This window comes from Nicoletella semolina, from assembly GCF_004345745.1.
In the GTDB taxonomy this organism is placed as follows: Bacteria; Pseudomonadota; Gammaproteobacteria; order Enterobacterales; family Pasteurellaceae; genus Nicoletella; species Nicoletella semolina.
In genome coordinates this window covers 82,187-106,875 of record NZ_SLXJ01000007.1, presented here as the reverse complement: position 1 = coordinate 106,875, position 24,689 = coordinate 82,187, and the positions used below count along the sequence as shown (strand labels likewise).

21 protein-coding genes and 1 pseudogene are annotated in these 24,689 nt (G+C 37.9%); 13 read left to right on the top strand and 9 right to left on the bottom strand.

Annotation, left to right across the window (positions count from 1 at the left end; genetic code table 11):
- Positions 1–8: 8 nt before the first annotated feature.
- The 5 genes from EV693_RS09765 to tadA all read left to right on the top strand — a co-directional run bounded on the left by EV693_RS09765 (position 9) and on the right by tadA (position 6,314).
- Entirely contained in the window at positions 9–95 is an 87-nt protein-coding gene (locus EV693_RS09765) for a hypothetical protein (protein WP_424991510.1), read from the top strand.
- 390 nt (positions 96–485) lie between these two features.
- The gene (pnp, locus tag EV693_RS05940) at positions 486–2,615 is read left to right on the top strand and encodes a polyribonucleotide nucleotidyltransferase (RefSeq protein WP_132501454.1); all 2,130 of its coding nucleotides are present in this window, start codon (positions 486–488) and stop codon (positions 2,613–2,615) included.
- A gap of 100 nt (positions 2,616–2,715) precedes the next feature.
- Positions 2,716–3,639 (top strand): lipoprotein NlpI, encoded by a 924-nt coding sequence (gene nlpI, locus EV693_RS05935; RefSeq protein WP_132501453.1) that lies wholly within the window; start codon positions 2,716–2,718, stop codon positions 3,637–3,639.
- Between the two features lie 173 nt (positions 3,640–3,812).
- Complete coding sequence (locus EV693_RS05930) at positions 3,813–5,654, top strand: DEAD/DEAH box helicase (protein WP_132501452.1); 1,842 nt, start codon at positions 3,813–3,815, stop codon at positions 5,652–5,654.
- A 102-nt stretch (positions 5,655–5,756) separates the two neighbouring features.
- Complete coding sequence (gene tadA / locus EV693_RS05925) at positions 5,757–6,314, top strand: tRNA adenosine(34) deaminase TadA (RefSeq protein WP_132501458.1); 558 nt, start codon at positions 5,757–5,759, stop codon at positions 6,312–6,314.
- Here tadA and znuB read toward each other — a convergent pair.
- The gene (gene znuB, locus EV693_RS05920; protein ID WP_132501451.1) at positions 6,311–7,090 is read right to left on the bottom strand and encodes a zinc ABC transporter permease subunit ZnuB; all 780 of its coding nucleotides are present in this window, start codon (positions 7,088–7,090) and stop codon (positions 6,311–6,313) included. The genes tadA and znuB overlap by 4 nt on opposite strands.
- Before the next feature lie 32 nt (positions 7,091–7,122).
- Entirely contained in the window at positions 7,123–7,899 is a 777-nt protein-coding gene (znuC, locus tag EV693_RS05915; protein ID WP_132501450.1) for a zinc ABC transporter ATP-binding protein ZnuC, read from the bottom strand.
- Positions 7,900–8,048: 149 nt separating this feature from the next.
- Between znuC and mepM the strand changes: the two genes are divergently transcribed.
- The 5 genes from mepM (at position 8,049) to fadD (ending at position 13,394) form a co-directional block, all read left to right on the top strand.
- Positions 8,049–9,581: a murein DD-endopeptidase MepM gene (mepM, locus tag EV693_RS05910; protein ID WP_132501449.1), complete on the top strand. Its 1,533-nt coding sequence runs from the start codon at positions 8,049–8,051 to the stop codon at positions 9,579–9,581.
- Positions 9,582–9,592: 11 nt separating this feature from the next.
- A complete protein-coding gene (gene dsbC / locus EV693_RS05905) occupies positions 9,593–10,288 on the top strand; it encodes a bifunctional protein-disulfide isomerase/oxidoreductase DsbC (protein ID WP_132501448.1) in 696 nt (231 codons plus the stop codon).
- A 101-nt stretch (positions 10,289–10,389) separates the two neighbouring features.
- Positions 10,390–11,073, top strand: coding sequence for a 2,3-diphosphoglycerate-dependent phosphoglycerate mutase (locus EV693_RS05900; protein WP_132501447.1), 684 nt, complete (start codon positions 10,390–10,392; stop codon positions 11,071–11,073).
- A gap of 176 nt (positions 11,074–11,249) precedes the next feature.
- On the top strand, positions 11,250–11,678 hold the full coding sequence (locus EV693_RS05895; RefSeq protein WP_132501446.1) for a SoxR reducing system RseC family protein: 429 nt from the start codon (positions 11,250–11,252) through the stop codon (positions 11,676–11,678).
- Positions 11,679–11,687: 9 nt separating this feature from the next.
- The gene (fadD, locus tag EV693_RS05890; protein WP_132501445.1) at positions 11,688–13,394 is read left to right on the top strand and encodes a long-chain-fatty-acid--CoA ligase FadD; all 1,707 of its coding nucleotides are present in this window, start codon (positions 11,688–11,690) and stop codon (positions 13,392–13,394) included.
- Positions 13,395–13,513: 119 nt separating this feature from the next.
- Here fadD and nth read toward each other — a convergent pair whose 3' ends face one another.
- Genes nth through proB form a run of 3 tightly spaced genes read right to left on the bottom strand, consistent with a single transcriptional unit; the run spans position 13,514 to position 16,030 of the window.
- On the bottom strand, positions 13,514–14,149 hold the full coding sequence (gene nth, locus EV693_RS05885) for an endonuclease III (RefSeq protein WP_132501444.1): 636 nt from the start codon (positions 14,147–14,149) through the stop codon (positions 13,514–13,516).
- A 16-nt stretch (positions 14,150–14,165) separates the two neighbouring features.
- Positions 14,166–14,933 (bottom strand): TSUP family transporter, encoded by a 768-nt coding sequence (locus EV693_RS05880; RefSeq protein ID WP_132501443.1) that lies wholly within the window; start codon positions 14,931–14,933, stop codon positions 14,166–14,168.
- On the bottom strand, positions 14,933–16,030 hold the full coding sequence (gene proB / locus EV693_RS05875) for a glutamate 5-kinase (protein ID WP_132501442.1): 1,098 nt from the start codon (positions 16,028–16,030) through the stop codon (positions 14,933–14,935). The genes EV693_RS05880 and proB overlap by 1 nt, the downstream gene beginning before the upstream one ends.
- Before the next feature lie 88 nt (positions 16,031–16,118).
- Between proB and EV693_RS05870 the strand changes: the two genes are divergently transcribed.
- Positions 16,119–16,622, top strand: a complete 504-nt coding sequence (locus EV693_RS05870) for a dihydrofolate reductase (RefSeq protein ID WP_132501441.1) — start codon at positions 16,119–16,121, stop codon at positions 16,620–16,622.
- 286 nt (positions 16,623–16,908) lie between these two features.
- Positions 16,909–18,504, top strand: a complete 1,596-nt coding sequence (locus tag EV693_RS05865) for an L-lactate permease (protein WP_132501440.1) — start codon at positions 16,909–16,911, stop codon at positions 18,502–18,504.
- Between the two features lie 246 nt (positions 18,505–18,750).
- Here the strand turns inward: EV693_RS05865 and ubiA are convergent, their stop codons facing one another.
- From ubiA to hflD, 4 genes and pseudogenes are all read right to left on the bottom strand, one after another.
- Positions 18,751–19,635 (bottom strand): 4-hydroxybenzoate octaprenyltransferase, encoded by an 885-nt coding sequence (ubiA, locus tag EV693_RS05860; protein WP_132501439.1) that lies wholly within the window; start codon positions 19,633–19,635, stop codon positions 18,751–18,753.
- Positions 19,635–19,931, bottom strand: a pseudogene (locus EV693_RS05855) (hypothetical protein); the annotation flags it as partial. The pseudogene EV693_RS05855 and the gene ubiA, both read right to left, overlap by 1 nt.
- A gap of 27 nt (positions 19,932–19,958) precedes the next feature.
- Entirely contained in the window at positions 19,959–21,326 is a 1,368-nt protein-coding gene (gene purB / locus EV693_RS05850; RefSeq protein WP_132501437.1) for an adenylosuccinate lyase, read from the bottom strand.
- 62 nt (positions 21,327–21,388) lie between these two features.
- Positions 21,389–22,018, bottom strand: coding sequence for a high frequency lysogenization protein HflD (gene hflD / locus EV693_RS05845; protein WP_132501436.1), 630 nt, complete (start codon positions 22,016–22,018; stop codon positions 21,389–21,391).
- Positions 22,019–22,260: 242 nt separating this feature from the next.
- Here hflD and lon point away from each other — a divergent pair, with 242 nt between their 5' ends.
- Positions 22,261–24,663 carry an endopeptidase La gene (gene lon, locus EV693_RS05840; RefSeq protein ID WP_132501435.1) on the top strand — a complete coding sequence of 801 codons (2,403 nt, stop codon included), beginning with the start codon at positions 22,261–22,263 and terminating at the stop codon, positions 24,661–24,663.
- The last annotated feature ends 26 nt before the right edge of the window (positions 24,664–24,689 follow it).

Here is a 24,689-nt window from a genome sequence, read left to right as displayed (position 1 = left end):
GTTATCGAGTGAATGAAGGTTTTTCTGCGAGGGCAGGTTTTGCGTTAAGCGGAGGCGATGTGAGTGGAGGAGCGGGGATAAACTACGAGTGGTAGGGTGTTGCGTGGCTTTCTTTTTTTCCTCTTTTCTCTTTTAGTAAAGGGAAAGACAGCTAAAAAGTAAAAAGAACGTTCTTATCTATTTATGATAATCCAGTCCCCTCAAGTTTCGGCTTGGGGGGATTTTTGATTTCTATTGAAGCTTAATCATAGATGGCTATTTGATTAATCCGCTTAAATCACAAATAATCAACACATTTTTATGAAATATCTGTATAATGCACTAGTTTTATCTCTGTGGATTTAAGAAGCGGCTATTAAAAATATTTTGTGCCTAACGATTAATAGTTGAACTATATTTGATGGTTTAAGGCAGTAGAGTATTTTTACTAGTCGCAATTTTAAGAGATAAAATAGTAAAATTTAAAATGATTAAGGAATGAGCGAATGACTCCAATTGTGAAACAGTTTAAATATGGTCAGCATACTGTAACGTTAGAAACAGGTGCGATCGCACGCCAAGCAACGGCAGCGGTAATGGCAAGTATGGACGACACGACGGTATTTGTTACCGTGGTAGCAAAAAATGATGTAAAAGAAGGGCAAGATTTTTTCCCTTTGACGGTAGATTATCAAGAGCGTACTTATGCAGCAGGTCGTATTCCTGGTGGTTTTTTCAAGCGTGAAGGTCGCCCATCTGAGGGTGAAACGTTAGTTGCACGTTTAATTGACCGACCTGTTCGCCCTCTCTTCCCTGAAGGTTTTTTCAATGAGATTCAAGTGATTGCGACAGTGGTCTCTGTAAATCCACAGATTAGCCCTGATTTAGTTGCAATGATTGGTGCATCTGCGGCACTTTCTTTATCAGGGGTGCCATTTAATGGTCCGATTGGTGCGGCTCGTGTTGGCTTTATTAACGATCAACTTGTGCTAAACCCAACAGTTTCTGAACAAAAAATAAGCCGTTTGGATTTGGTGGTTGCAGGAACCGATAAAGCCGTCTTAATGGTTGAGTCAGAAGCGGATATTTTAAGCGAAGAACAGATGTTATCTGCGGTGGTCTTTGGTCATCAGCAACAGCAAGTGGTGATTGAAAATATTAAAGAATTTGTAAAAGAAGCAGGTAAGCCTCGTTGGGATTGGAAAGCTCCAGAGGAAAATACAGCATTAATTAATCAAGTGAAAGAGATTGCCGAAGCTCGTCTTGGCGATGCTTATCGTATTACAGAAAAACAGGCTCGTTATGCACAGATTGATGCTATTCGAGCAGAAACGATTGCAACACTCATAGCAAAAGATGAAGCTCTGAATGAAGGGAAGATTGGTGATATTATCAGCACATTAGAAAGCCAAATTGTGCGTAGTCGTATTATTGCGGGTGAACCTCGCATTGATGGGCGTACGGTAGATACTGTACGTGCATTGGATATTTGTACAGGTGTGTTGCCTCGTACGCACGGCTCTGCATTATTCACTCGTGGTGAAACACAAGCTCTAGCAGTAGCAACATTAGGCACAGAACGTGATGCTCAAACGATTGATGAATTAACAGGTGAAAAATCAGATAGATTTTTGTTTCATTATAATTTCCCTCCGTACTCTGTTGGAGAAACAGGACGCATTGGATCACCGAAACGCCGAGAAATTGGACACGGTCGTTTGGCAAAACGTGGTGTATTGGCCGTAATGCCAAGTGCTGATGAATTTCCATACGTCGTGCGTGTAGTATCTGAGATTACCGAATCGAATGGTTCTTCTTCAATGGCATCAGTTTGTGGTGCGTCTTTAGCATTAATGGACGCTGGCGTGCCAATTAAATCAGCGGTTGCAGGTATTGCAATGGGCTTGGTTAAGGAAGATGATAAATTTGTTGTGTTGTCTGATATTTTAGGTGATGAAGATCATTTGGGAGATATGGACTTTAAAGTTGCGGGTACTCGTGAAGGTATTACTGCATTGCAAATGGATATTAAAATTGAAGGTATTACGCCTGAAATTATGCAGATTGCCCTTGCTCAAGCAAAAGGTGCTCGTCTGCATATTTTAAGTGTAATGGAGCAAGCTCTTCCAACTGCTCGTGAAGATATTTCTGATTTTGCGCCTCGTATTTATACGATGAAAATTGATCCGAAGAAGATTAAAGATGTTATTGGTAAAGGTGGTGCAACTATTCGTTCTTTAACTGAGGAAACAGGGACATCAATTGATATTGATGACGATGGTACGGTTAAAATTGCAGCAACAGATAATAATGCGGCTAAAGCAGTAATGGGACGTATTGAAGAGATCGTTGCTGAAGTAGAAGTCAATACACTTTATACAGGGAAAGTAACTCGAGTGGTTGATTTTGGTGCATTTGTTTCAATTCTAGGCAGTAAAGAAGGGCTAGTTCACATCTCACAAATTGCCAATGAGCGTGTTGAGCGTGTGTCAGACTATTTAGCTGTGGGACAAGATGTTCAAGTTAAAGTCGTGGAAATTGATCGTCAAGGTCGTATCCGCTTAACGATGAAAGATCTGAATGTTGTGCCAGAATTGGCTGAAATTGATGAAGTGCAACCTTCTGTTGAAGCCTAATTAATTTGAAGTATAGCAATTTATACTTTATTTTATGCAGTGAACGCAGCGATGTGTTCCTGCATTTGATGTAAAATTTCCTTTTTAAAGGTCTTGGTGAATGTTACAACGTTTTAAGTTGTTTAGTTTTCGTTTCTATTTAATTAATTTCCTTACTATCTTTTTATTAACAGGCTGTACTCATCGTATTGCGGAAATGATTTCGCCAAATAATTTAGCTTTGGCAGAATTAAATCCTAAGATACATTTTAAGCAAGAAGTGATGATTGTAAGGCTAACACAGATGTTAGATAGAGCAAGATTAACGACAAAAGAGCGTGCGGAGTTACTTTTCGAAAGAGGCATAATTTACGATAATCTAGGGCTTTGGTCATTAGCTCGCTATGATTTTACTCAAGCGATTGCCTTGAATTCGAGAATGGCAGCGGCTTATAATTATTTAGGATTATATTTATTGCTTGAGGAAGATTATGACGGTGCAATTGATGCCTTTAATACTGTGTTAGATCTAGAGCCTAGTTATGATTACACTCGTTTAAATAGAGGTTTGGCATTTTATTATAGTGGGCGTTATACAGAAGCTGAACGTGATTTAGTATCTTTTTATCGAGCAGATAAAAGTGATCCTTATCGAGCGTTATGGTTATATTTTAATGAATTAGAATTGAATCCAGATGCTGCGATAACGAATTTAGCGATTCGTTCTAAATTGTTATCAAAAGGCTTTTGGGGAACTACATTAGTAGATTATCTATTAGGTAATCTCACATTAGAAAGCCTTCAGTTAAAAATGAATGCACGGACAGAAGTGAATACGGTTCAATATGCAGAAATTTTAACTGAAACTTATTTTTACCTTGCAAAACAAGCACTCAAAATGAATCAAACGAAAGAAGCTCATAGCTTGTTTCGTCTAACCGTTGCAAATCAAGTTTATAACTTTGTTGAGTACCGTTTTGCTCTGTTTGAATTATTACAATTACGTACTAATCAAACAACTCCCGTGATTGTTGGGAAAAATTAGGGCGATACAGCGTTTAAATTGTAAAATTTTTTGTATAACTAACCGCTTGTACTGACACTGTAAGTTCATCATTCTTGATATTAATCAATATTTACTTTACCTAAATACTCAACAATATATTTTAAACTGTAGAATGGCTTAAAAGCGTTCTACTTTCTGATATTTGGAACTTTATGACAACTGAAATTAAAACCACTTTCGCCGATCTTGGCTTACCTCAATCACTTCTTGATGCCGTTAATGAAATGGGATTTGTTAATCCATCACCTATTCAGCAAGAAACTATTCCTCATCTTTTAGCAGGGCGTGATGTGTTAGGTATGGCACAAACAGGGAGTGGGAAAACTGCAGCCTTTTCTTTACCTTTATTAGCTCAAATTGATCCTGAACAGCGTTATCCACAAATGCTGGTGATGGCACCGACCCGTGAATTAGCTATTCAAGTGGCAGATGCCTGCGAGCAATTTACCAAAAATATGCGTGTGCGTATTGTTACAGTCTATGGCGGTCAGCGTTATGACATTCAGCTACGAGCATTAAAAAATGGGGCTCAAATCGTAGTGGGTACCCCTGGGCGTATTTTGGATCATATTCGCCGTGGTACATTGGATCTTTCTGCATTGAAATCTATTGTATTAGATGAAGCAGATGAAATGTTACGAATGGGGTTTATCGATGATGTTGAAACTGTGATGGCTGAATTGCCAGAAAATCATCAAACGGCACTTTTTTCTGCGACGATGCCAGAGCCAATTCGTCGAATTACTCGTCGTTTTATGAAAAATCCTCAAGAAGTGAAAATTCAAGCAACACAACGCTCAGCACCAGATATTACCCAGAGCTATTGGTTAGTAAATGGTTTTCGTAAAAATGATGCATTGTTACGTTTCTTGGAAGTAGAAGATTTTGATGCAGCGATTATTTTTACTCGTACTAAAACAGGAACCGTTGATATTACCGAATTGCTTGAACGTAATGGTTATAGTGCAGCAGCATTAAATGGCGATATGACTCAACAAGCAAGAGAACAAACTCTCGAACGCTTAAAATCAGGGCGTCTTGATATTTTAGTGGCAACTGATGTTGCAGCACGAGGACTAGATGTAGAGCGTATCAGTCTTGTGGTGAATTATGATATTCCGCTTGATTCAGAAAGCTATGTTCACCGTATTGGACGGACAGGGCGTGCAGGACGTTCTGGACGTGCCTTATTGTTTGTGGAATCTAGAGAACGCCGTTTGCTTAAAAATATTGAGCATTTAATGAAAAAGCCGATTGATGAAGTACCAATACCAAATCATCAAGTGTTAATGGAAAAACGTCGTGAGAAATTTAAAGCTCGAATTTCTAAACAGTTAGAACATCACGATTTAGAAAAATATCGAGAGTTATTGGAAGATTTATTTACGGCTGATCAAGATCACGAAGAGTTAGCCGCCGCAATGATGATGTTGTTGCAAGAAAAACAAAAATTGATTCTTCCTCCAGATCCTGAAATTCGTCCAATCCGTGGCGATAGAGGTCGAGTGGAGAGAGGGCGTAGTGAGCGAGGTGGGCGTGAAAACCCTCGTTCAATGGAACGCCGTGGTGGTCGTGAACATCGTGATAATAATGGCGTGGCGATGGATTTATATCGTATTGAAATTGGTCGTGAAGATGGCGTTGAAGTACGTCATATTGTGGGAGCAATTGCAAATGAAGGCGATATTAGTAGTCGCTATATTGGACACATTAAATTGCACGACACTTATTCAACTATTGAACTGCCACAAGGAATGCCAACTCAGTTAATACAACATTTTGCACAAAAAGCTAGAGTATTGAATAAGCAAATGCAGATGACATTATTGGGAGCAGCTGAAAACAATAGTCAATCATTTGACGATCGTCGTGGACGTGATGATCGCCGCAAAAATTCACGAGGGAATGACCGCTTTGGATCAGGTAATCGTCGTGATGATCGTGGTGGATTTAAAGAAAAACGTTTTAATGAGAAACGCCCTCGTCGTGATTAATAAAATGCCCCAGTGATGGGGCTTTTTATTCTGTTTTTTCGCCATCAATGAAATAGGGATAAAATCAGTGATGGCATAATAAAAATGAATAGTAAAGTTGATATGTTTATTCAGACAAATGAACAGAGTTGTGATCTTGAGTTATCTGATCGAGACTTATATTTTATGAAATATGCTTTGAGTTTGGCAAAAAGAGCTGAAATTCAAGGCGATATTCCAATAGGTGCGGTACTTGTAGATAAACTTGGACAAGTTATTGGAGAGGGTTGGAATAGCTCAATTTTAATGAATGATCCGACTGCTCATGCAGAAATACAAGCTATCCGCCAAGCAGGTCAGCGACTGGGTAATTACCGTTTATTAGAAACTACGCTTTACGTTACCCTTGAACCTTGTCCTATGTGTGCAGGGGCAATTTTGCATAGTCGTATTGGGCGGTTGGTGTTTGGTACAAGTGATTATAAAACGGGGGCAATTGGATCACGTTTTCATTTATTTGAAGATTATAAAATGAATCACATATTAAAAATCCGAGGAGGAGTATTAAATGCCCAATGCCGTCAGCAAATCAGTCAATTTTTTCAGAAAAGACGCAGTCAAAAGAAACGGTTGAAAGGAGCTAGGGGCGTATACAATACGCCCGTGCAATCAAGCAGCTAGATTTTTTTAGCGAGTGAAAGTAGAAACAATGTACCCGAACAGATGACAACGGAAGGACCTGCTGGAGTATCTTTTATGGCAGAGAGAAATAAACCGCCACTAATGGAGAGAAAGCTAAAAAAGATCGCATAACTAACCATTGCCTCTGGAGTTTGAGAAAATCGACGTGCTGTAGCAGCAGGGATAATGAGTAGAGAGGTAATAATCAATGCTCCTACAAATTTCATACTAAGTGCAATGGTTAATGCAGTTAGCACCATCAATAATAAGCGTAGTTTAGAGATGTTAAGTCCTTCTGTATAGGCGAGTTCTGGGCTAATTGTGATTGAGAGAAGTTTTTGCCAAAAAAGAACTAGAATACAGCCGATAACGATAACACCTATAGCGATTAATGCGACATCGCTAAATCCAATTGCAAGAAGATCGCCAAACAAATAAGACATCAAATCAACTCTGACGTTGTCTAATAAGCTCAGCGTGATGATGCCTAAAGATAGGCTACAGTGAGCAATGATACCCAAGATAGTATCGACGCTATGACTTGAACGTTGTTCAATCCAAACTAAAGCCAAAGCAAGAAGAATAGTGATTCCAATTACGGAGAGGTAAGGATCAATCTGTAGAAATATGCCTAATGCAACGCCGAGTAAAGCTGAATGGGCAAGAGTGTCACCAAAATATGCCATTTTACGCCACACGACAAATGCACCTAGTGGTGCGGTGATAAAAGCAAGTAACGTGCCTGCAAGCCAAGCAGGAAAGAGAATATCGAACATAACTTTTTTACAACCTCTTTATAATATCATCTTTAATGATTGCATCTTCCACGGCAAATCTGACCGCTTAAATCGTGGTGGTGATTGTGTTGGTGGGTATAAAATGCAACATGCTTTGCAAATTGATCACCAAAGAAATGAATAAAATTCGGTTCACTAGAAATCGATTCGGGTGTGCCTGCACAACAAATATGCCGATTAACACATAGTACTTCATCCGTATTTGCCATTACAATATTTAAATCGTGTGAAACCATTAAAATAGCACAGTTTAGCCAATGGCGAGTGTGATTTAATAGTTGATAGAGTTCGCTCTGCCCTGTAATATCCACTCCTTGCATTGGTTCATCTAATACGAGTAGCTGCGGTTGATCTAGAATAGCTCTAGCTAATAAAACTCGTTGGAGTTCTCCGCCCGACAATTTTTGCATTGGATTGCTCGAAAGAGACTTAATAGTAAAAAGTGATAATATTTCATCAATTCTAGATTCAGTTGTATTTGGTTTCAAAGAGAGAAATTTTTTGACAGTGATCGGCATCGAATAATCAAGGTGTAATTTTTGTGGTACATAACCTATTTTTAAGCCTTTTTGATGATAAACACTGCCTTGATTTGGTTTTATTAGTTTAAGAAGTACCTTGAGTATGGTTGATTTTCCACCTCCATTTGGTCCTACAATCGTGGTAATTGAATTGGGGTAGATTTTTAGATTAATATTATCTAAGACTATTTTTTCGTTAAAACAGAGTTGAATATTATCTAGGCGAACAAGTGGCTCTAGTATTGCGTTAGAATGAGTTTCAGTCATTTTATAAATAATATGTTATAGACACTAAGAAGAAATTAGCGTTTTTTTTGAGAATTGACAAGGGAAAACAGGAATTTTTTTGTTTTTCATTTGTCTACCACTTTCAGTATGGAATCTGCGATAATAGATAAAGGATTTAAGGATATATTTTGCAACATATTATTTTTGCTCGGGATCGAAGACGCAGAAGAAATCGCCTAAAAAGAATGATTTTTTTTGTTGCCTTGTTGTCTATTTTTGTCGGTGCTTTTCTTGTGTATAAAGCTAAAAATGAGATATATGGTTCACAGGTTACAGAGAGTAATATTACGCTAATATCGCCTCTTCACTCTGATTCAAATTCAAAAATTTTATCAATTGCAAAAATTTCCTTAGATAGTGTTCAATCCTATCTTCTTACCTTCAAAATAGCACAAAATATAGATAAATCTTCTTTAAAATCAGATCAGGAAAATCTAAAGAATACGAATGCAGGTAATGTTGGAATTAACGAGGAAGCGACTTCTTATGAAGACGAGTTATTCGGTTCTGATGATGAGGCTGAAGAGGTTGATTTATCTAGTTTATCTGCAGAAGCAGAAGATGCCTTAAGTACTTTTTTAGAAGTGGTTGATGAAGCGATTCGTATCCAAAACCAATTTAGTTATGTTGTTGTTCAAGGTGATAAGTTAAAAGATGTGCTTTCTCAATCGGGTATTTCTGTAGTGTATTCATCTGCATTAGAGCAGCAATTCCCTGAATTAAAAAAATTACAGGCAGGTCAGCAATTTTATTGGGTTTTAGATCCTAATGGAAATTTGGAGTATATAAATTGGCTTGTTTCGGAAAAAGAAGAGAAAATTTTCGAGAGAAAAGCCGATAATAAATTTGCCGTTGAGACGATTGTCAAAAAAAGTGAGTGGCGAGATGATGTGCTTCAAGGAACGATTAAAGGGAGTTTATCTGCCAGTTTAAAAGCAGTTGGGCTTTCAAACCGGCAGATTCAGCAATTAACGAGAGGACTACAATGGCAAGTTGCAATGAATAAATTGAAGTCTGGCGATAAATTTGCGATTCTTGTTAAGCGTGAGTATGTTGATGGTAAAGTAACAGATTTGGGGAATGTGGAAGCAATTCATATTATTACAGGAAATAAGAGCTATTATGCTATTCAAGCTAAAAATGGGCAATACTATAATCGTCTAGGTGAAACCCTAGGGAAGGGATTTTCTCGTTATCCATTGTTATCAAAAGCTAAAATATCATCGCCTTTTAACCCACGGCGTAAACACCCTGTAACGAGGCGTATTGCTCCTCATAAAGGAGTTGATTTTGCTCTGCCTGTAGGTACGCCTGTGATTGCACCTGCTGATGGTGTTGTGATTCATATCGCTTATCAAGCAAATGGGGCAGGACGTTATTTAAAAATACGACATGGTACGCAATATACAACCGTTTATATGCACTTGAGCCGTTCGCTGGTTAAAGTTGGGCAAGCTATTAAAAAAGGCGATCGCATTGCTTATTCGGGTAATACAGGACGTTCAACTGGACCACATTTACATTATGAATTCCATATAAACGGACACCCAGTAAATCCGATGACAGTGAAATTACCAACAGGATCTGGAATGGAAGGAAAAGAACGAAAATCTTTTTTAAACCGAGCAAAATTTATCGAAACAAAACTTAAACTGCAATAATAAGGAAAAAAATGCAAAAATTTAAACGTAACTTACCCCTTGTAACTGTATTGGCTTTATTTGGTGGTGTAGCAAATGCTGATGATGCTGCTTTGAAAAAACAACTTGAAAAAATTGGGGCAACTAATGTTAGAATTTCAGATTCACCTTTAGCCAATTTTAAAACAGCGATTTCCGATCAAGGCGTTTTGCAAATTAGCGAAGATGGTCGTTATATTGTGCAAGGAAAGATTTTTGAGTTAAAAGACGGAAAAGCGGTTGATCTCACTAATCAAGCATTGATGGAAGAATTGAATGGCTTGCGTAATGAGATGATTATTTACCCTGCTAAAAATGAAAAGCACGTTGTTACGGTATTTATGGATATTACTTGCCATTACTGTCATTTGCTTCATACAAAAATTAAACAGTACAATGACTTGGGTATTACTATTCGTTATCTTGCGTTTCCACGCTCAGGACCAAGCTCTAAAGTTGCAGGGCAGATGGAAGCAATTTGGAATGCCCAAGATAGAGTTTTTGCTTTAAATGAAGCAGAAAATGGTAATGTACCTAAAACACTTAAAACACCAAATTTAGTAAAAAAACATTATGAATTGGGGATCAAATTTGGAGTAACAGGGACGCCAAATATTGTCACTGAGCAAGGGGAATTAATTGCAGGTTATGTGCAACCAAAAGAATTGCTTGAGATGTTAGAAGAGTAAAAATGCTATCTAAATAAATGTAAATGAAGGTTTAACTTTTAATATTCTTGCTTTTTTGTTATAAAGCACCTGATTTATTTATTAACTTCTAGGGAGAACATATGGAATTGGTATTTATTCGCCACGGTTTTAGTGAATGGAATGCAAAGAATTTATTTACAGGTTGGCGTGATGTAAATTTAACAGAGCGTGGTGTTGAAGAAGCTAAAGCAGCAGGTAAAAAATTGCTTGAAGCTGGCTACGAATTTGATATTGCATTTACTTCTGTACTCACTCGTGCGATTAAAACTTGTAACATTGTGCTTGAAGAGTCTAACCAATTATGGATTCCTCAAGTGAAGAATTGGCGTTTAAATGAGCGTCATTACGGTGAATTACAAGGGTTAGATAAAAAAGCGACTGCAGAGAAGTATGGTGATGAACAAGTACATATTTGGCGTCGTTCTTACGATACATTACCGCCATTACTTGATCCAAATGATCCAAACTCTGCACATAATGACCGACGTTATGCACATTTGCCTGCTGATGTTGTGCCAGATGGTGAAAATCTTAAAGTAACTTTAGAGCGTGTATTGCCATTTTGGGAAGATCAAATCGCTCCTGCATTGTTATCAGGCAAGCGTGTTTTAGTAACTGCACACGGTAACTCATTGCGTGCATTAGCAAAACATATTATTGGTATTTCTGATGAAGATATTATGGATTTTGAAATTCCAACAGGTCAGCCATTAGTGTTGAAATTAGATGAAAAATTAAACTTTGTTGAAAAATTCTATTTGTAAGTTTAATTAATGACTTGTCAATAAACAAAGGCTAGAAGATAATTCTAGCCTTTCTTATGGTTTTTTCTTTGATTTCATTTATTAAGTGCGATATTGTCAGAATATTGATTGTAAAAAGAGTGCAAAAATTTTAAAAAAAAGCCACCGCTCGTAGAGGGTAGTAGGAGAAATGTAAAATGATGGTTGAGCAGGCTGTTGTAGTTGAGTATCGTGATGGTATTGCTAAGGTTCAATGTTATGCAAAATCGGCTTGTGGCGGCTGTAGTGCAAATGGCAGTTGTGGCACAAAATCACTATCTGCACTCTCTGGGGAAAAATTCGTTCCTGAATTTTACCTTGAGGTAAATGAGACACTTAATGTTGGCGATAAAATTGCGATTGGTCTTGCAGAAAAAAGTGTATTGAACAGTGTTTTTCTACTATATGGTATACCCTTATTTTCCTTGTTAGCTTCCACTTTTATTTTTTCATCTTTTATCACCAATGAGCTGATCACTGCAATGGCAATAGTTATTACAACATTATTCACATTTGCAGGTATAAAACTATTTTTAAATCATACTTCACAGCAGGCATATATACCGCAATTTTTATATAGAATTTAGGAGTGCAGAATGGAAAAGATTTGGTTTGATAATTATCCAGAGGGAGCAAAACGTACACTGAATGTTGATCAATATGATTCTCTCGTTGAGATGTTTGAGCAAGCAGTACAGCGTAATCCTGATATTCCTGCCTATATTAATATGGGACAGGTATTAACTTATCGTAAGTTAGAGGAGCGTAGCCGTGCTTTTGCTGCTTATTTACAAAATGAGCTTCATCTTGAGAAAGGTGATCGCATTGCATTGATGATGCCAAACTTATTACAATACCCAATTGCATTATTTGGTGCGTTGCGAGCAGGGCTTATAGTTGTTAATGTCAATCCGCTTTATACTCCTCGAGAATTGGAAAACCAGTTAAATGATAGCGGTGCGAAAGCGATTGTTATCGTTTCTAATTTTGCCGCTACTTTAGAAAAAATAGTCTTTAATACAGCAGTAGAACACGTTATTTTAACTCGAATGGGCGATCAGCTAGCATTTGGTAAACGGACTTTGGTGAATTTTGTGGTCAAATATGTTAAAAAGTTAGTACCAAAATATAAACTGCCTCACGCTGTTAGCTTTCGTGAAGCCTTGAGTGTTGGTAAACAACGCCAATATGTTAAACCTACGGTCAATCGTGAAGATTTAGCCTTTTTGCAATATACTGGTGGTACAACAGGGGTAGCGAAAGGAGCGATGCTAAGTCATCAGAATATTATTGCGAATATTTTTCAAGCAAAATGGGTCGCCTATCCGTTAATTAAAGGGCAAAATGAGCGTATTGGTGTTATCGCTTTGCCTTTGTATCACATTTTTGCCTTAACGGTAAATTGCCTATTATTTATTGAATTGGGGCTAACAGGGTTGTTGATTACCAATCCAAGAGATATTCCGAGTTTTGTTAAAGAGTTAAAAAAATATCAAGTAATGGCAATTACAGGGGTCAATACCCTATTTAATGCACTATTAAATAATAACCAATTTAAAGAGGTTGATTTTTCAAAGTTGAGACTGTCAGTTGGCGGTGGTGCGGCGATCCAACGTTCGGTTGCAAGTCGTTGGCACGAGGTAACAGGTAATCATATTATTGAGGGTTACGGAATGACAGAATGTTCTCCCTTGATTGCAGCAACTCGTAACGATGTAACAGAATATTCAGGATCTATTGGTGTACCGATGCCAAATACCGATATTCGTATTGTTGATGAGGCAGGTAATGATTTACCTATTGGTGAACGTGGTGAGCTATGGGTTAAGGGTCCACAAGTGATGAGCGGTTATTGGCAACGACCTGAAGAGACCGCAGAGACGATCAAAGACGGTTGGTTGGCGACAGGCGATATTGTGGAAATGGGGCATGATCTCAATCTTCGCATTGTAGATCGTAAGAAAGATATGATTATTGTCTCTGGATTTAATGTTTATCCTAATGAGATTGAAGATGTAGTGGCATTAAATCCGAAGGTGAATGAGGCTGTTGTTGTTGGTATGCCAAGTGAAGTATCTGGAGAGAGTGTTAAGCTTTATGTAACGAAAAAAGATGAAACTTTAACCCGTGAAGAAATTCGCCAGCACTGCAAAAAACATTTAACGGGTTATAAAATTCCGAAAGAGATTGAGTTTAGAGATGAATTACCAAAAAGTAATGTGGGTAAAATTCTTCGTAGAGTTTTGCGTGATGAAGAGCTTGCTCGCATTCAGTCTCAATTAGAAGTAACGAAAGAAGTTTAAATAGAAAAATGCGGTAATGTGTTCAAGCGGTCAGAAATACTGCTATTTTTGCAAAAAAATGTTATATTTTGACCGCTTAAAAAAATTAATGGCTTATTTTTAGGTTGATCACAGAGCGTTTATAGCTCTGTTTTTTCTTTATATTCACATAAATCTTCGATGATACAAGAGCCACAGCGGGGTTTTCTGGCGATACAGGTATAGCGTCCGTGTAAGATTAACCAATGATGGACATCAACTTTAAATTCATTCGGCACCACTTTTAATAATTTTTCTTCCACCTTTACAACATCTTTCCCTGCAGCAAAATTAGTACGATTTGCAACTCGAAAAATATGCGTATCAACAGCTATTGTGGGGTGTCCAAAAGCGGTATTAAGGACAACATTTGCTGTTTTTCGTCCGACGCCTGCAAGGGCTTCTAACTCTTCTCGTGTTTGAGGCACTTCGCCATTATGTTTTTCAATCAGATCACGGCAGGTCTTAATAATATTTTCCGCCTTACTATTAAATAAACCAATGGTTTTGATATATTCTTTTAATCCATCAACGCCTAAATCAAGGATTGCTTGTGGAGTGTTAGCGATAGGGTAAAGTTTTGCTGTTGCTTTATTTACCCCAACATCAGTCGCTTGAGCTGATAAAATGACAGCAATTAGTAGCTCAAACGGAGAACTATACTGTAGTTCTGTGGTTGGGTGCGGATTTGCGTTGCGTAACCGTGTGAGAATTTCAATACGTTTTTGTTGGTTCATAAGTAAATAAAATTGCCTAGAATGAGAAATAACCTTGCTGAAAGAACATTTTAGCAGTCATTAGGAGTGATATGGTAACAATCAATGGACGAATGATTTTTTTACCTTTTGTTACCACCATTTTTGCTCCCAAAGAACCACCAATCAGTTGTCCCGCCATCATAATTAATCCGATTTTCCATATAATTGCTCCGCCCAAAATGAAAAAAAGCAGCGAGGCTAGATTTGATGTGAAATTCAATACTTTAGCGTGAGCGACACTTTTTGTTAAGTTGTAGCCGAGTAGCAGCAGAAAAGCAAGGGTAAAAAATGAACCTGTGGCAGGACCGAATAAACCATCATAAAAACCAATACTGAATGCAATACCAAATGCAAATGTCGAGTCATTGATTCGTTGTCGGCTATCTTCGTCTTTCAGACGTGGACTAAATAAAAAATAGAGTGCAATGCAAAGTATCAAGAAGGGGAGAATTGCATTTAATATTTCCGTTTCTAAAATTTGCACTGAAATTGTCCCCAGTGCTGCACCAATAAAGGTTAATAAAATGAATAGCCAGATTTGTTTGGGGCTGACGATTTTTTTGCGTATAAAATAGAGCGAGGCAGCAAATGAGCCACCGCAAGCCTGTAGTTTATTTGTACCAAGAGCAATCGCAGGGGACAATCCAAGCGAGAGTAGAGTTGGAATCGTAATTAAACCTCCGCCTCCTGCAATTGAATCAATAAATCCTGCAAACAATGCGACCAAAAAGAGTAGTGAAAGTATTTCCCAACTGAATTCCATTAATACACCACCATTTCATTACGGTGAACGGCGACTGCACCAAATTCATAACCTAAAATCGTTTCAATTTCATTTGATTTTTTGCCTTTAATCAGATCTAGAGCATCGTTGTTGTAACGTGTGATTCCTAGTGCCAACACTTTTCCTTCGAGGTTTAGGATTTTTACTACCTCACCACGAGTAAACTGACCGACAATTTGTAAAATACCTGCAGGTAGCAGCGATTTTTGTTGATGCAGAAGTGCATTTTCTGCACCTTTATCAATGACCATTTTGCCAGCAGGTGGAGCACCAAATAGCCATTGTTTTTTCGCTTCCAATTTATCTGCTTGTGCGAGAAAACGTGTGCCTATTTCCAAACCTTGTGCCAGTTCTATGATGATATTTGGGTGGTTTCCAGAGGCAATAAATGTTTCAACGCCTGAACGTGTGGCAATATCGGCTGCGGCTATTTTGGTACTCATTCCACCAGTACCTAATAGCGTGCCACTTCCTCCTGCCATTTGATGAATCGCTGGCGTGATTTTTTCAACAATAGGAATTTGTTTTGCATTTGGATTTTTGCGTGGATCGCTATCGAATAAGGCTTTTTGATCGGTCAATAAGATGAGCTGTTCGGCTTGTGCCAAAATAGCGACCAATGCTGAAAGGTTATCATTGTCTCCAATACGAAATTCAGCGGTGGCAACCGCATCATTTTCATTGATGATTGGAATAATGCCTTGATCAAGCAGAGCAGTTAGAGTATCTCTAGCGTTAAGAAAATGTTCTTTGTTCTCAATATCTGCTCGAGTAATTAGCATTTGTCCGATTTTAATGCCATAAATCGAAAATAAACTTTCCCATACTTGGATTAGCTGACTTTGCCCTACGGCTGCAAGAAGCTGTTTGCTAGCTAAAGTTGCAGGTAGTTCCCGATGCTCTAGGTAATCTCGCCCTGCAGCAACTGCTCCAGAGCTAACAATAATAATGCGTTCACCTTGTTGGTGTAATTTAGCAACTTGTTTGACAATTTCTAACATATCTGGACGGCTAAGGCTTTTTGAACCATTGGTGAGGGTGCTTGTGCCGAGTTTAATTACACGAGTTTTTGACATAATTTTCAGTATAGTGGAGGATATTAGATATCATTATCTGCTAAAATCATTCTATTTTCAAAATAAAGTAAGCAAAGAGGGTTGTATAGTGCAAATAAGTTTAATTGTGGCACGAACGTTAAATAAAGTGATTGGGCGAGATAACCAGATGCCGTGGCATTTGCCGACTGATTTAGCGTGGTTTAGAGCGAATACGGTTAGAAAGCCTGTTATTATGGGACGTAAAACCTATGAGTCTATTGGGCGTTTACTGCCACAGCGTCCAAATATTATTCTTTCTCGCACAGGTTTTTCTGTTGATGGAGCAAGCAGTGCAGCAAGTTTAGAACAAGCGGTTGAATTAGCGGAAAAATTTGCAAAAACAGATGTAGAAGAATCTGCAGAAATTGTTGTTATTGGCGGTGGAGAGTTATTTAAGCAGGTATTGCCAATGGCAAATAAACTCTATCTCACGGAAATTCAAGCGAATATTGAAGGAGATACTTTTTTCGATTTTGATGAAAGTCAGTGGCGATTGGAAAGTGAAAAATGGTCTGAAATTGACGAAAAAAATAAATATCGTTGTCATTTTAAAGTATTGAAATCGTGTTAAAATTTTTTAGTGTTATTGATCATTAATAACTGAATTTAAATTTTTGCAAGAAAAGATTAAAAGAAGACCGCTAGCAAGATTATTTACTCAAAAAATAAAGATGATCTTGATGGAAGATTTAACCAGCAAATCGTTTTATTTTTGAGCTATTGTTCTAAAAAAATGTGATAAAATTCACAAAACTTCAACATTTCTCTTTTCTGATTTTATTTTCGCACTACAATTCACTCCACATTTAATTTTTATTTTAACTTTAATTCAGTTTCCTGCTTCCAAGAGGTTTTCTATGGCTTTATTTTTAAGTATTTTTCCAATCGTTTTACTTATTTATTTAATGGTAAAACGTAATGCTTTGCCATCTTATGTGGCATTACCCTTTATTGCTGCACTTATTTTGGTACTACAGTTAACCTATTTTGGTAGTGACTTTACCCTCGTTATGGCAAATATTGTATCAGGTTTAGGCGCAGTATTAACACCAATCACTGTCATTTTTGGTGCAATTCTATTTAATCGTTTCTCTGAAGTTTCTGGTGCGACCAATACGTTGCGTAAATGGCTTGGGAATATTAACCCAAACCCAGTCGCCCAAATTATGATTATCGGTTGGGCGTTTGCATTTATGATTGAGGGAGCGAGTGGTTTTGGTACACCTGCCGCAATCGCTGCTCCAATTTTAGTTGGGCTAGGTTTCAATCCACTAAAAGTAGCAGTATTAGCCTTAATTATGAACTCTGTTCCTGTGTCTTTCGGTGCAGTTGGTACGCCAACTTGGTTCGGTTTTGGACCAATGAAATTAGCAGAAGAACAAATTCTTGAAATTGGTTCAATTACTGCATTTATTCACTCAATTGCTGCATTGATTATTCCAGTGATGGCATTACGTTTTATTGTCTCATGGAGAGAGATTCGTCAAAATATTGTGTTTATTTATATCAGTATTTTTGCGTGTGTCGTGCCTTACTTATTGATTGCACAAGTAAACTATGAATTCCCATCATTAGTTGGTGGCGCGATTGGCTTATTTATTTCTGTGTTGGTCGCAAATAAAGGAATTGGTTTAGCTAAAGTAGAAAATACTTTGGATCAAAAAGCGGTAACAGTAGGTGAAGTAGCCAAAGCATTATTCCCAACAGGATTGTTAATTGCTATTTTAATTATTACTCGTATCCAACAACTGCCATTTAAAGCAATGATGAATAATGCCACCGAGTGGGTATCATCGTCTTTAGGGTCATTTGCGAACTTTGAAATCAGCCAAGGTTTAATTTTCAGCCTAAAAAATATTCTTGGTACATCAGTAGGTACAAGCTATAAATTGCTCTATGTACCAGCCCTTATTCCATTTGTTGTTACCGTATTGATCGCTATTCCAGTGTTTGCTGTATCTGGTGCGAAAACAAAAGATATTTTTGCAACCAGCTTCTCTCAAACGAAAAAACCATTCCTTGCATTATTGGGTGCATTAATTATGGTGAATTTAATGCTGATTGGCGGCGATAACTCAATGGTGAAAATTATTGGACAGAGTTTTGCTCAAGCAACAGGGGAATACTGGACAATTTTTGCTTCTTATTTAGGGGCTGTAGGAGCATTCTTCTCAGGCTCTAACACGGTATCAAATTTAACATTTGGTAGTGTTCAGCTTTCAACTGCGGAAACAACAGGTTTATCAGTTAGTCTTATCCTTGCTTTACAGTCTGTTGGTGGTGCAATGGGGAATATGGTCTGCATTAATAATATTGTTGCAGTGTGTTCTGTACTTAATATTACAAATAAAGAAGGCTCAATTATTAAGCAAACTGTGATTCCAATGATCATTTATGGCATTATTGCGGCTATTGCAGCGATCTTTATTGTCCCTATGATTTATACACTATAGCTGTTTATTGATGATTATAAATTGCAAAGTTTAGTTTATATCAATCCCTCTGTTATTGCAGAGGGATTGTATTAGGTAACATATGGAGCGAAGGGGATTTGACAAAGTGATACTATGGCGGCTGAGGTTGGAGTTGAACCGATATAATTATTTACCAAGGGATTCTGAATCCATCATGTCTACCAATTTCGTTATACTGGCAAAATGAATAGAATGTTGTTATTTTCAGTATTTTGTTAAATTTGACTAATTATAAATACCGACAAGGATTGCAATGAGTATACTCATTCCAACATAATTATTATTTAGGAATGCGTTGAAGCAAGATTGTCGGTTTCTTTGCTTGGTGAGGTAGCATTGATAAATAAATAACGATGCGGTGATACCTAGAACAATGAAATAAGGAAGACTAAACTGTTTTAATTGACCAAAGATAAGCAGTAGAAATAATGTTGAAAGTTGCAGTAATGCAATAATTTTATTGTCGTATTGTGCGAATAAAATGGCAGTTGATTTCACACCTATGAGTAAATCATCATCACGGTCGACCATAGCATATTGTGTGTCGTAGGCAACAGTCCAAGTGAGATTAGCAAAAAAGAGTATCCAACATTCAAGTGGTAATGATTGTTGAATCGCACCAAAAGCCATTGGTATAGAACAACTAAATGCCATACCCAATACGAATTGTGGCAGATGAGTATAACGCTTCATAAAAGGGTAAATCATTGTAAGTAAGACTGCAATAATAGACAATCCTATGGTATAAAGATTGAGTTGTAGCACTAACAGAATGGCAATGGCTATGAGAGTAATGAATAATATTTTTGCTTCTTTTGGGCTGATACGTCCCGTTGCTAAGGGGCGAAATATGGTTCGTCTAACTTGACCATCAATATGTCGATCAGCGTAATCATTGATGACACAACCAGCAGCTCGCATAACGATCACACCCAAAATAAAGATAGTGAAAACAGAGAGAGGAGGGATACCATCAGCAGCACTAAATATTGCCCACAATGTTGGCCACAGTAGCAATAGTATACCAATGGGCTTATCCATACGCATTAGTTGAGCGTAGGCAAACCATTTTTTATCAGTTAGTTGATTATTTTTGATAGATATTTTCATTATTGATGGCAAAAATAGACTTTTAACGGTGAAAATGCAATGTGTTGTTGTAATTCTAATGGTAATTCTTTATCTGTAAATAGCTAATCGACTTCTTTTATATCACACAAACGTGCGATGGCTTTGCGAGAAAATTTAAAGTGATCAGTAGCGAGCAGCACCTGCCGAGAACTTTGCATTAACGCTCGCTTTACTTGTACTTCGTGGTGGTCATAATCAAGTAACGAACCGTCAGGATCGATCGCACTAATCCCTAAAACACCGAAATCCAATCGATATTCAAAGAAACAGACCGCTGTAAGCGGTCTGTTTAGAGAAAAATATTACAGTTTTTCGACCAATTCTGCTGCATAACCGATGTAATTTACTGGGGTCATTGCTATTAAGCGTGTTTTTTCTTCGGCTGGAATATTTAGCTGTTCAATAAATTCACGCATTGCTAGTGGGGTTACTTGTTTACCTCGAGTTAATTCTTTTAGCTTTTCGTATGGTTTTTCAATGCCGTAGCGACGCATCACTGTTTGAATCGGTTCTGCCAGCACTTCCCAATTTTGGTTAAGCTCATCAAGCAGATGTTGTTCATTGACCTCTAGTTTACTAATGCCCTTTAATGTAGCAGCGTAGGCGATGAGAGAGTAGCCTAATCCAACACCTAAATTGCGTAAAACCGTACTGTCAGTGAGATCTCGTTGCCAGCGAGAAATCGGTAATTTTGCACTCAAATGATTCATTACAGCATTAGCTAAACCTAAATTACCTTCTGAATTTTCAAAGTCGATAGGATTGACTTTGTGTGGCATTGTACTGGAGCCAATTTCGCCTGCAACGGTGCGTTGTTTGAAATGGTTAAGAGCGATATAGCCCCACATATCGCGATCAAAATCAATTAACACCGTATTAAAACGAGCAACACAATCAAAGAACTCAGCAATATAATCATGAGGTTCTATTTGTGTAGTATATGGATTCCAACTCACCCCTAAAGACTCAATAAATTCACGGCTAAATGTATGCCAGTCTACATTAGGATAAGCGGATAAATGTGCATTATAGTTCCCCACTGCACCATTAATTTTAGCCAAAACCTCAAGATTTTCGAGTTGTTTATATTGACGTTGTAAACGATACACAACATTTGCCATCTCTTTCCCTACCGTGGTTGGGCTGGCTGGTTGACCGTGTGTGCGAGAAAGGAGAGGGATATGTTGATAACGTTTTGCGAGATCAGTAACCGCATCAATAATTTTTTTCCATTCGGGTAAAAGTACTTGATGACGCACGGTTTGAAGCATTAACGCATGTGAGGTGTTATTAATATCTTCAGATGTGCAAGCAAAATGAATAAATTCGTTGATTGCTTGTAGTTCAGGTAATGTTTCACATTTTTCTTTAAGATAATATTCCACCGCCTTCACATCGTGGTTGGTTGTTCGCTCAATCGTCTTGATACGCTGAGCATCATCAATAGAAAAATTTTCAATGATCTGATCTAAATAATCGTTTGCTATTTCAGATAAAGCTGGAACTTCTTGGATTTGTGTGTGTGAGGCTAACTTTTGTAGCCAACGTACTTCCACCGTAACTCGGAATTTGAGTAGACCAAACTCGCTGAAAATGGCACGAAGTGATGTTGTTTTGTCTTGATAACGTCCATCAATAGGGGAAAGTGCGGTAAGTGCTATTAGTTCCATTAAAGTTCTCCAAATAAATGATATAAAAATTAGCGTAAATAGTCGTAGCCTGAGCAATAAAGCTAGAGTGAACGGTAAAATTGCTGAGTCTGAATGAAAATTTTCTTACGTGAGAAGAGAAATTGCCAGCGAGAACCACCCACTTGTTGCCAAAGAATACCTGAACGAATACCTGCTAAAAGAGCGGCTCGAATTCGATTTTGAATTTCAATACGAGCTAGATTATCTTGATTGCCGATCACTTGAATGCGGCGACCCAAAGGGCTAATAATATCACTGTAAATGGACGCAATGTTGGCGATCATTTGCTCGTGAAGGATTTCATTATCATAAAGTGGAAGCTGACGCTTGAGTTGCTCAAGGCGTTGTGCAAGTGTATTTTTAGCCGCAGGTGTTTTTTCAAGTTTTTGGCTTAAAACTAAAATTCCTATCCAGTAACGTCCAATTTCTGCGTCAAATTTACCTTTTACGCCGCCAAATTGGGTGAGCGTTGTCTCTAAGCCAAGTTGTAAATGTTGAATCTGATGGTCAAAAACACCAAGAGTGGAATCAGGTTGGGTGATGAGTAAGCTGGAAAGAGATTGTTTAAGCATTTCTCTGTCGGTGGTGCCTTTTTTTGCAAAATTTTGCACTAAAGCGGCCGCTTGGCAAGTGCCTGCGATGGCGAGTGTAATATCGGAGTAGTTTGCCATTTTCTGTTTGTTCTTCTGTTGTTTATTTTAATTATTTGCTGGTTTTAACCATCTAGATGGTCGGCAAATATAGCATTTATTGCATATATTTTGAATGCTTTTCTTTATCTCGTATTTTTTCCTTGTATTTCAAAAATCAGCCCCCATAATTGGAGGACTCTGTAATAAAGTACAGCAATAAATACAGTCTGCCAAGTGGATACCATTGCAATTAGGGAATCATAATTAGGAGAACAATTAAAATGGCAAGAAGAAAGAAAACGCTTGAATTACCGTTACTACCACTACGAGATGTCGTCGTATTCCCGTTTATGGTGATGCCATTATTTGTAGGGCGAGATAAGTCAATTGAGGCATTGCGGGCTGCAATGGAGATGAATAAGCAGCTTTTTTTAGTTACGCAAAAAGATCCAAATAAAGAAGATCCATCAATTGATGATATTTATGATGTTGGTGTTGTTGCTAATATTATTCAAATGCTAAATTTACCAGACGGGACAGTAAAAGTGCTGGTTGAAGGACAAATCAGGGCAAAAATAGATCAAATTAGTGACGATGAGTCGGGCTTTTGGGTGAAAGCCATACCTCTTATATCGGATTATAGGAATGAGGACTCTGAATTAGCCGTGTTAGCGAAAACAACGCTCATCGAATTTGAAAATTATGTGAAAAATAATAAAAAAATTCCAGCAGAGATTTTACCTAAATTGCGGAAAATCACTTTTGAGGAACGTTTGGCTGATACTATTGCTGCCAATTTAATTGCACCAGTGAAAGAAAAACAAGCGTTACTGGAGCAGACCAATCTGAAAGCTCGATTTGAAACCTTATTGCTCACTATGGCAACGGAGTTAGATACCTTAGAAACGGAAAATCGAATTCGTGGTCGTGTTAAACAACAAATGGAAAAAAATCAACGTGATTACTATTTAAACGAGCAAATCAAAGCGATTAAAAAAGAGCTAGGTGGTGAAGAAGTTGAAGAAGCTGAATTAGAAAAGCTTAAAGCAAAAATTGAAGTGGTCAAATTGCCTAAAGAAGTAAAAGAAAAAATAGATGGCGAGTTTAGAAAACTCAAAACAATGCCACAAGGGTCTTCTGAAGCGGCAGTTATTCGTACCTATATTGATTGGGTTTTACAACTACCTTGGCATAAGCGGTCTGTTGTTAAAAAAGATTTGCAAAAAGCACAGGCAATACTAGACGCTGATCATTACGGGCTAGAAAGGGTAAAAGAACGTATTTTAGAATACCTTGCTGTACAAAGTCGTTTAAATAAACTCAAGGGTCCAATTCTTTGCTTAGTCGGTCCTCCAGGAGTTGGCAAAACTTCGCTTGGACAATCTATTGCCAATGCCACAGGGCGTAGCTATGTCAGAATGGCATTAGGTGGTGTGCGTGATGAGGCTGAAATTCGAGGGCATCGTCGCACTTACATTGGAGCAATGCCAGGACAACTAATGATGAAAATGGCAAAGGCTGGTGTAAAAAATCCGCTTTTCTTGCTAGATGAAATCGATAAGATGGCACAGGATATGCGAGGGGATCCTGCATCAGCATTGTTAGAAGTGTTAGACCCAGAACAAAATAAAGCCTTTAATGACCATTATTTAGAAGTAGATTATGATCTTTCAGATGTGATGTTTGTGGCAACTTCAAATTCAATGAATATGCCGCCTGCATTATTGGATAGAATGGAAGTTATTCGTCTCTCTGGTTACACTGAAGATGAAAAAATGCACATCGCTAAAGAGCATTTGATCGCAAAACAGCAAGAAAGCAATGGCTTAAAAGTGGGGGAATTGAGCATTGAAGATTCTGCGGTACAAGCGATTATCCGTTACTATACCCGAGAAGCTGGTGTGCGTAATCTGGAAAGAGAAATTGCTAAAATCTGCCGCAAAGCAGTAAAAGCATTAGTGGTCGATAAAAAATTAAAATCTATTATCGTGAATGATGAAAATTTACACGATTATCTTGGTGTACGCCGTTTTGATTATGGAAAAATGGATAGCCAAAACCGCATTGGTGAAGTTACAGGGTTAGCGTGGACTGAAGTCGGAGGTGATCTGCTTACGATCGAAACGGCTTCTGTTGTAGGTAAAGGGAAATTCTCTTACACAGGTTCCCTTGGCGATGTAATGAAAGAGTCTATTCAAGCGGCAATGGTTGTAGTGCGTTCTCGTGCAGAAAAATTAGGCATTGATATTGATTTTTACGAAAAACGGGATATTCACGTTCACGTTCCTGACGGAGCAACACCAAAAGATGGACCGAGTGCAGGTATTGCAATGTGTACAGCATTAATCTCCAGCTTGACGGGCAATCCTGTGCGTAAGGAGGTTGCAATGACAGGTGAGATCAGCTTGCGAGGGAAAGTTTTGCCGATTGGCGGATTGAAAGAGAAACTCTTAGCAGCTCACCGAGGAGGCATTTCAACAGTTATTATTCCAAAAGAAAATGAAAAAGATCTGGAGGATATCCCTGATAATGCAAAACAGGCCTTGACCATTTATGCAGTGGAAACGATTGATGAAGTACTGGCTATTGCTCTAGAAAATCCACCAATGGGAATTGAGATACTACCTCAAGGTAAAAATGCGATAAAAATTGAAAAAAATACCTCTCGCTCAGCAATTCAATAACGCAATTGCAGAGTAATTAAACTAGT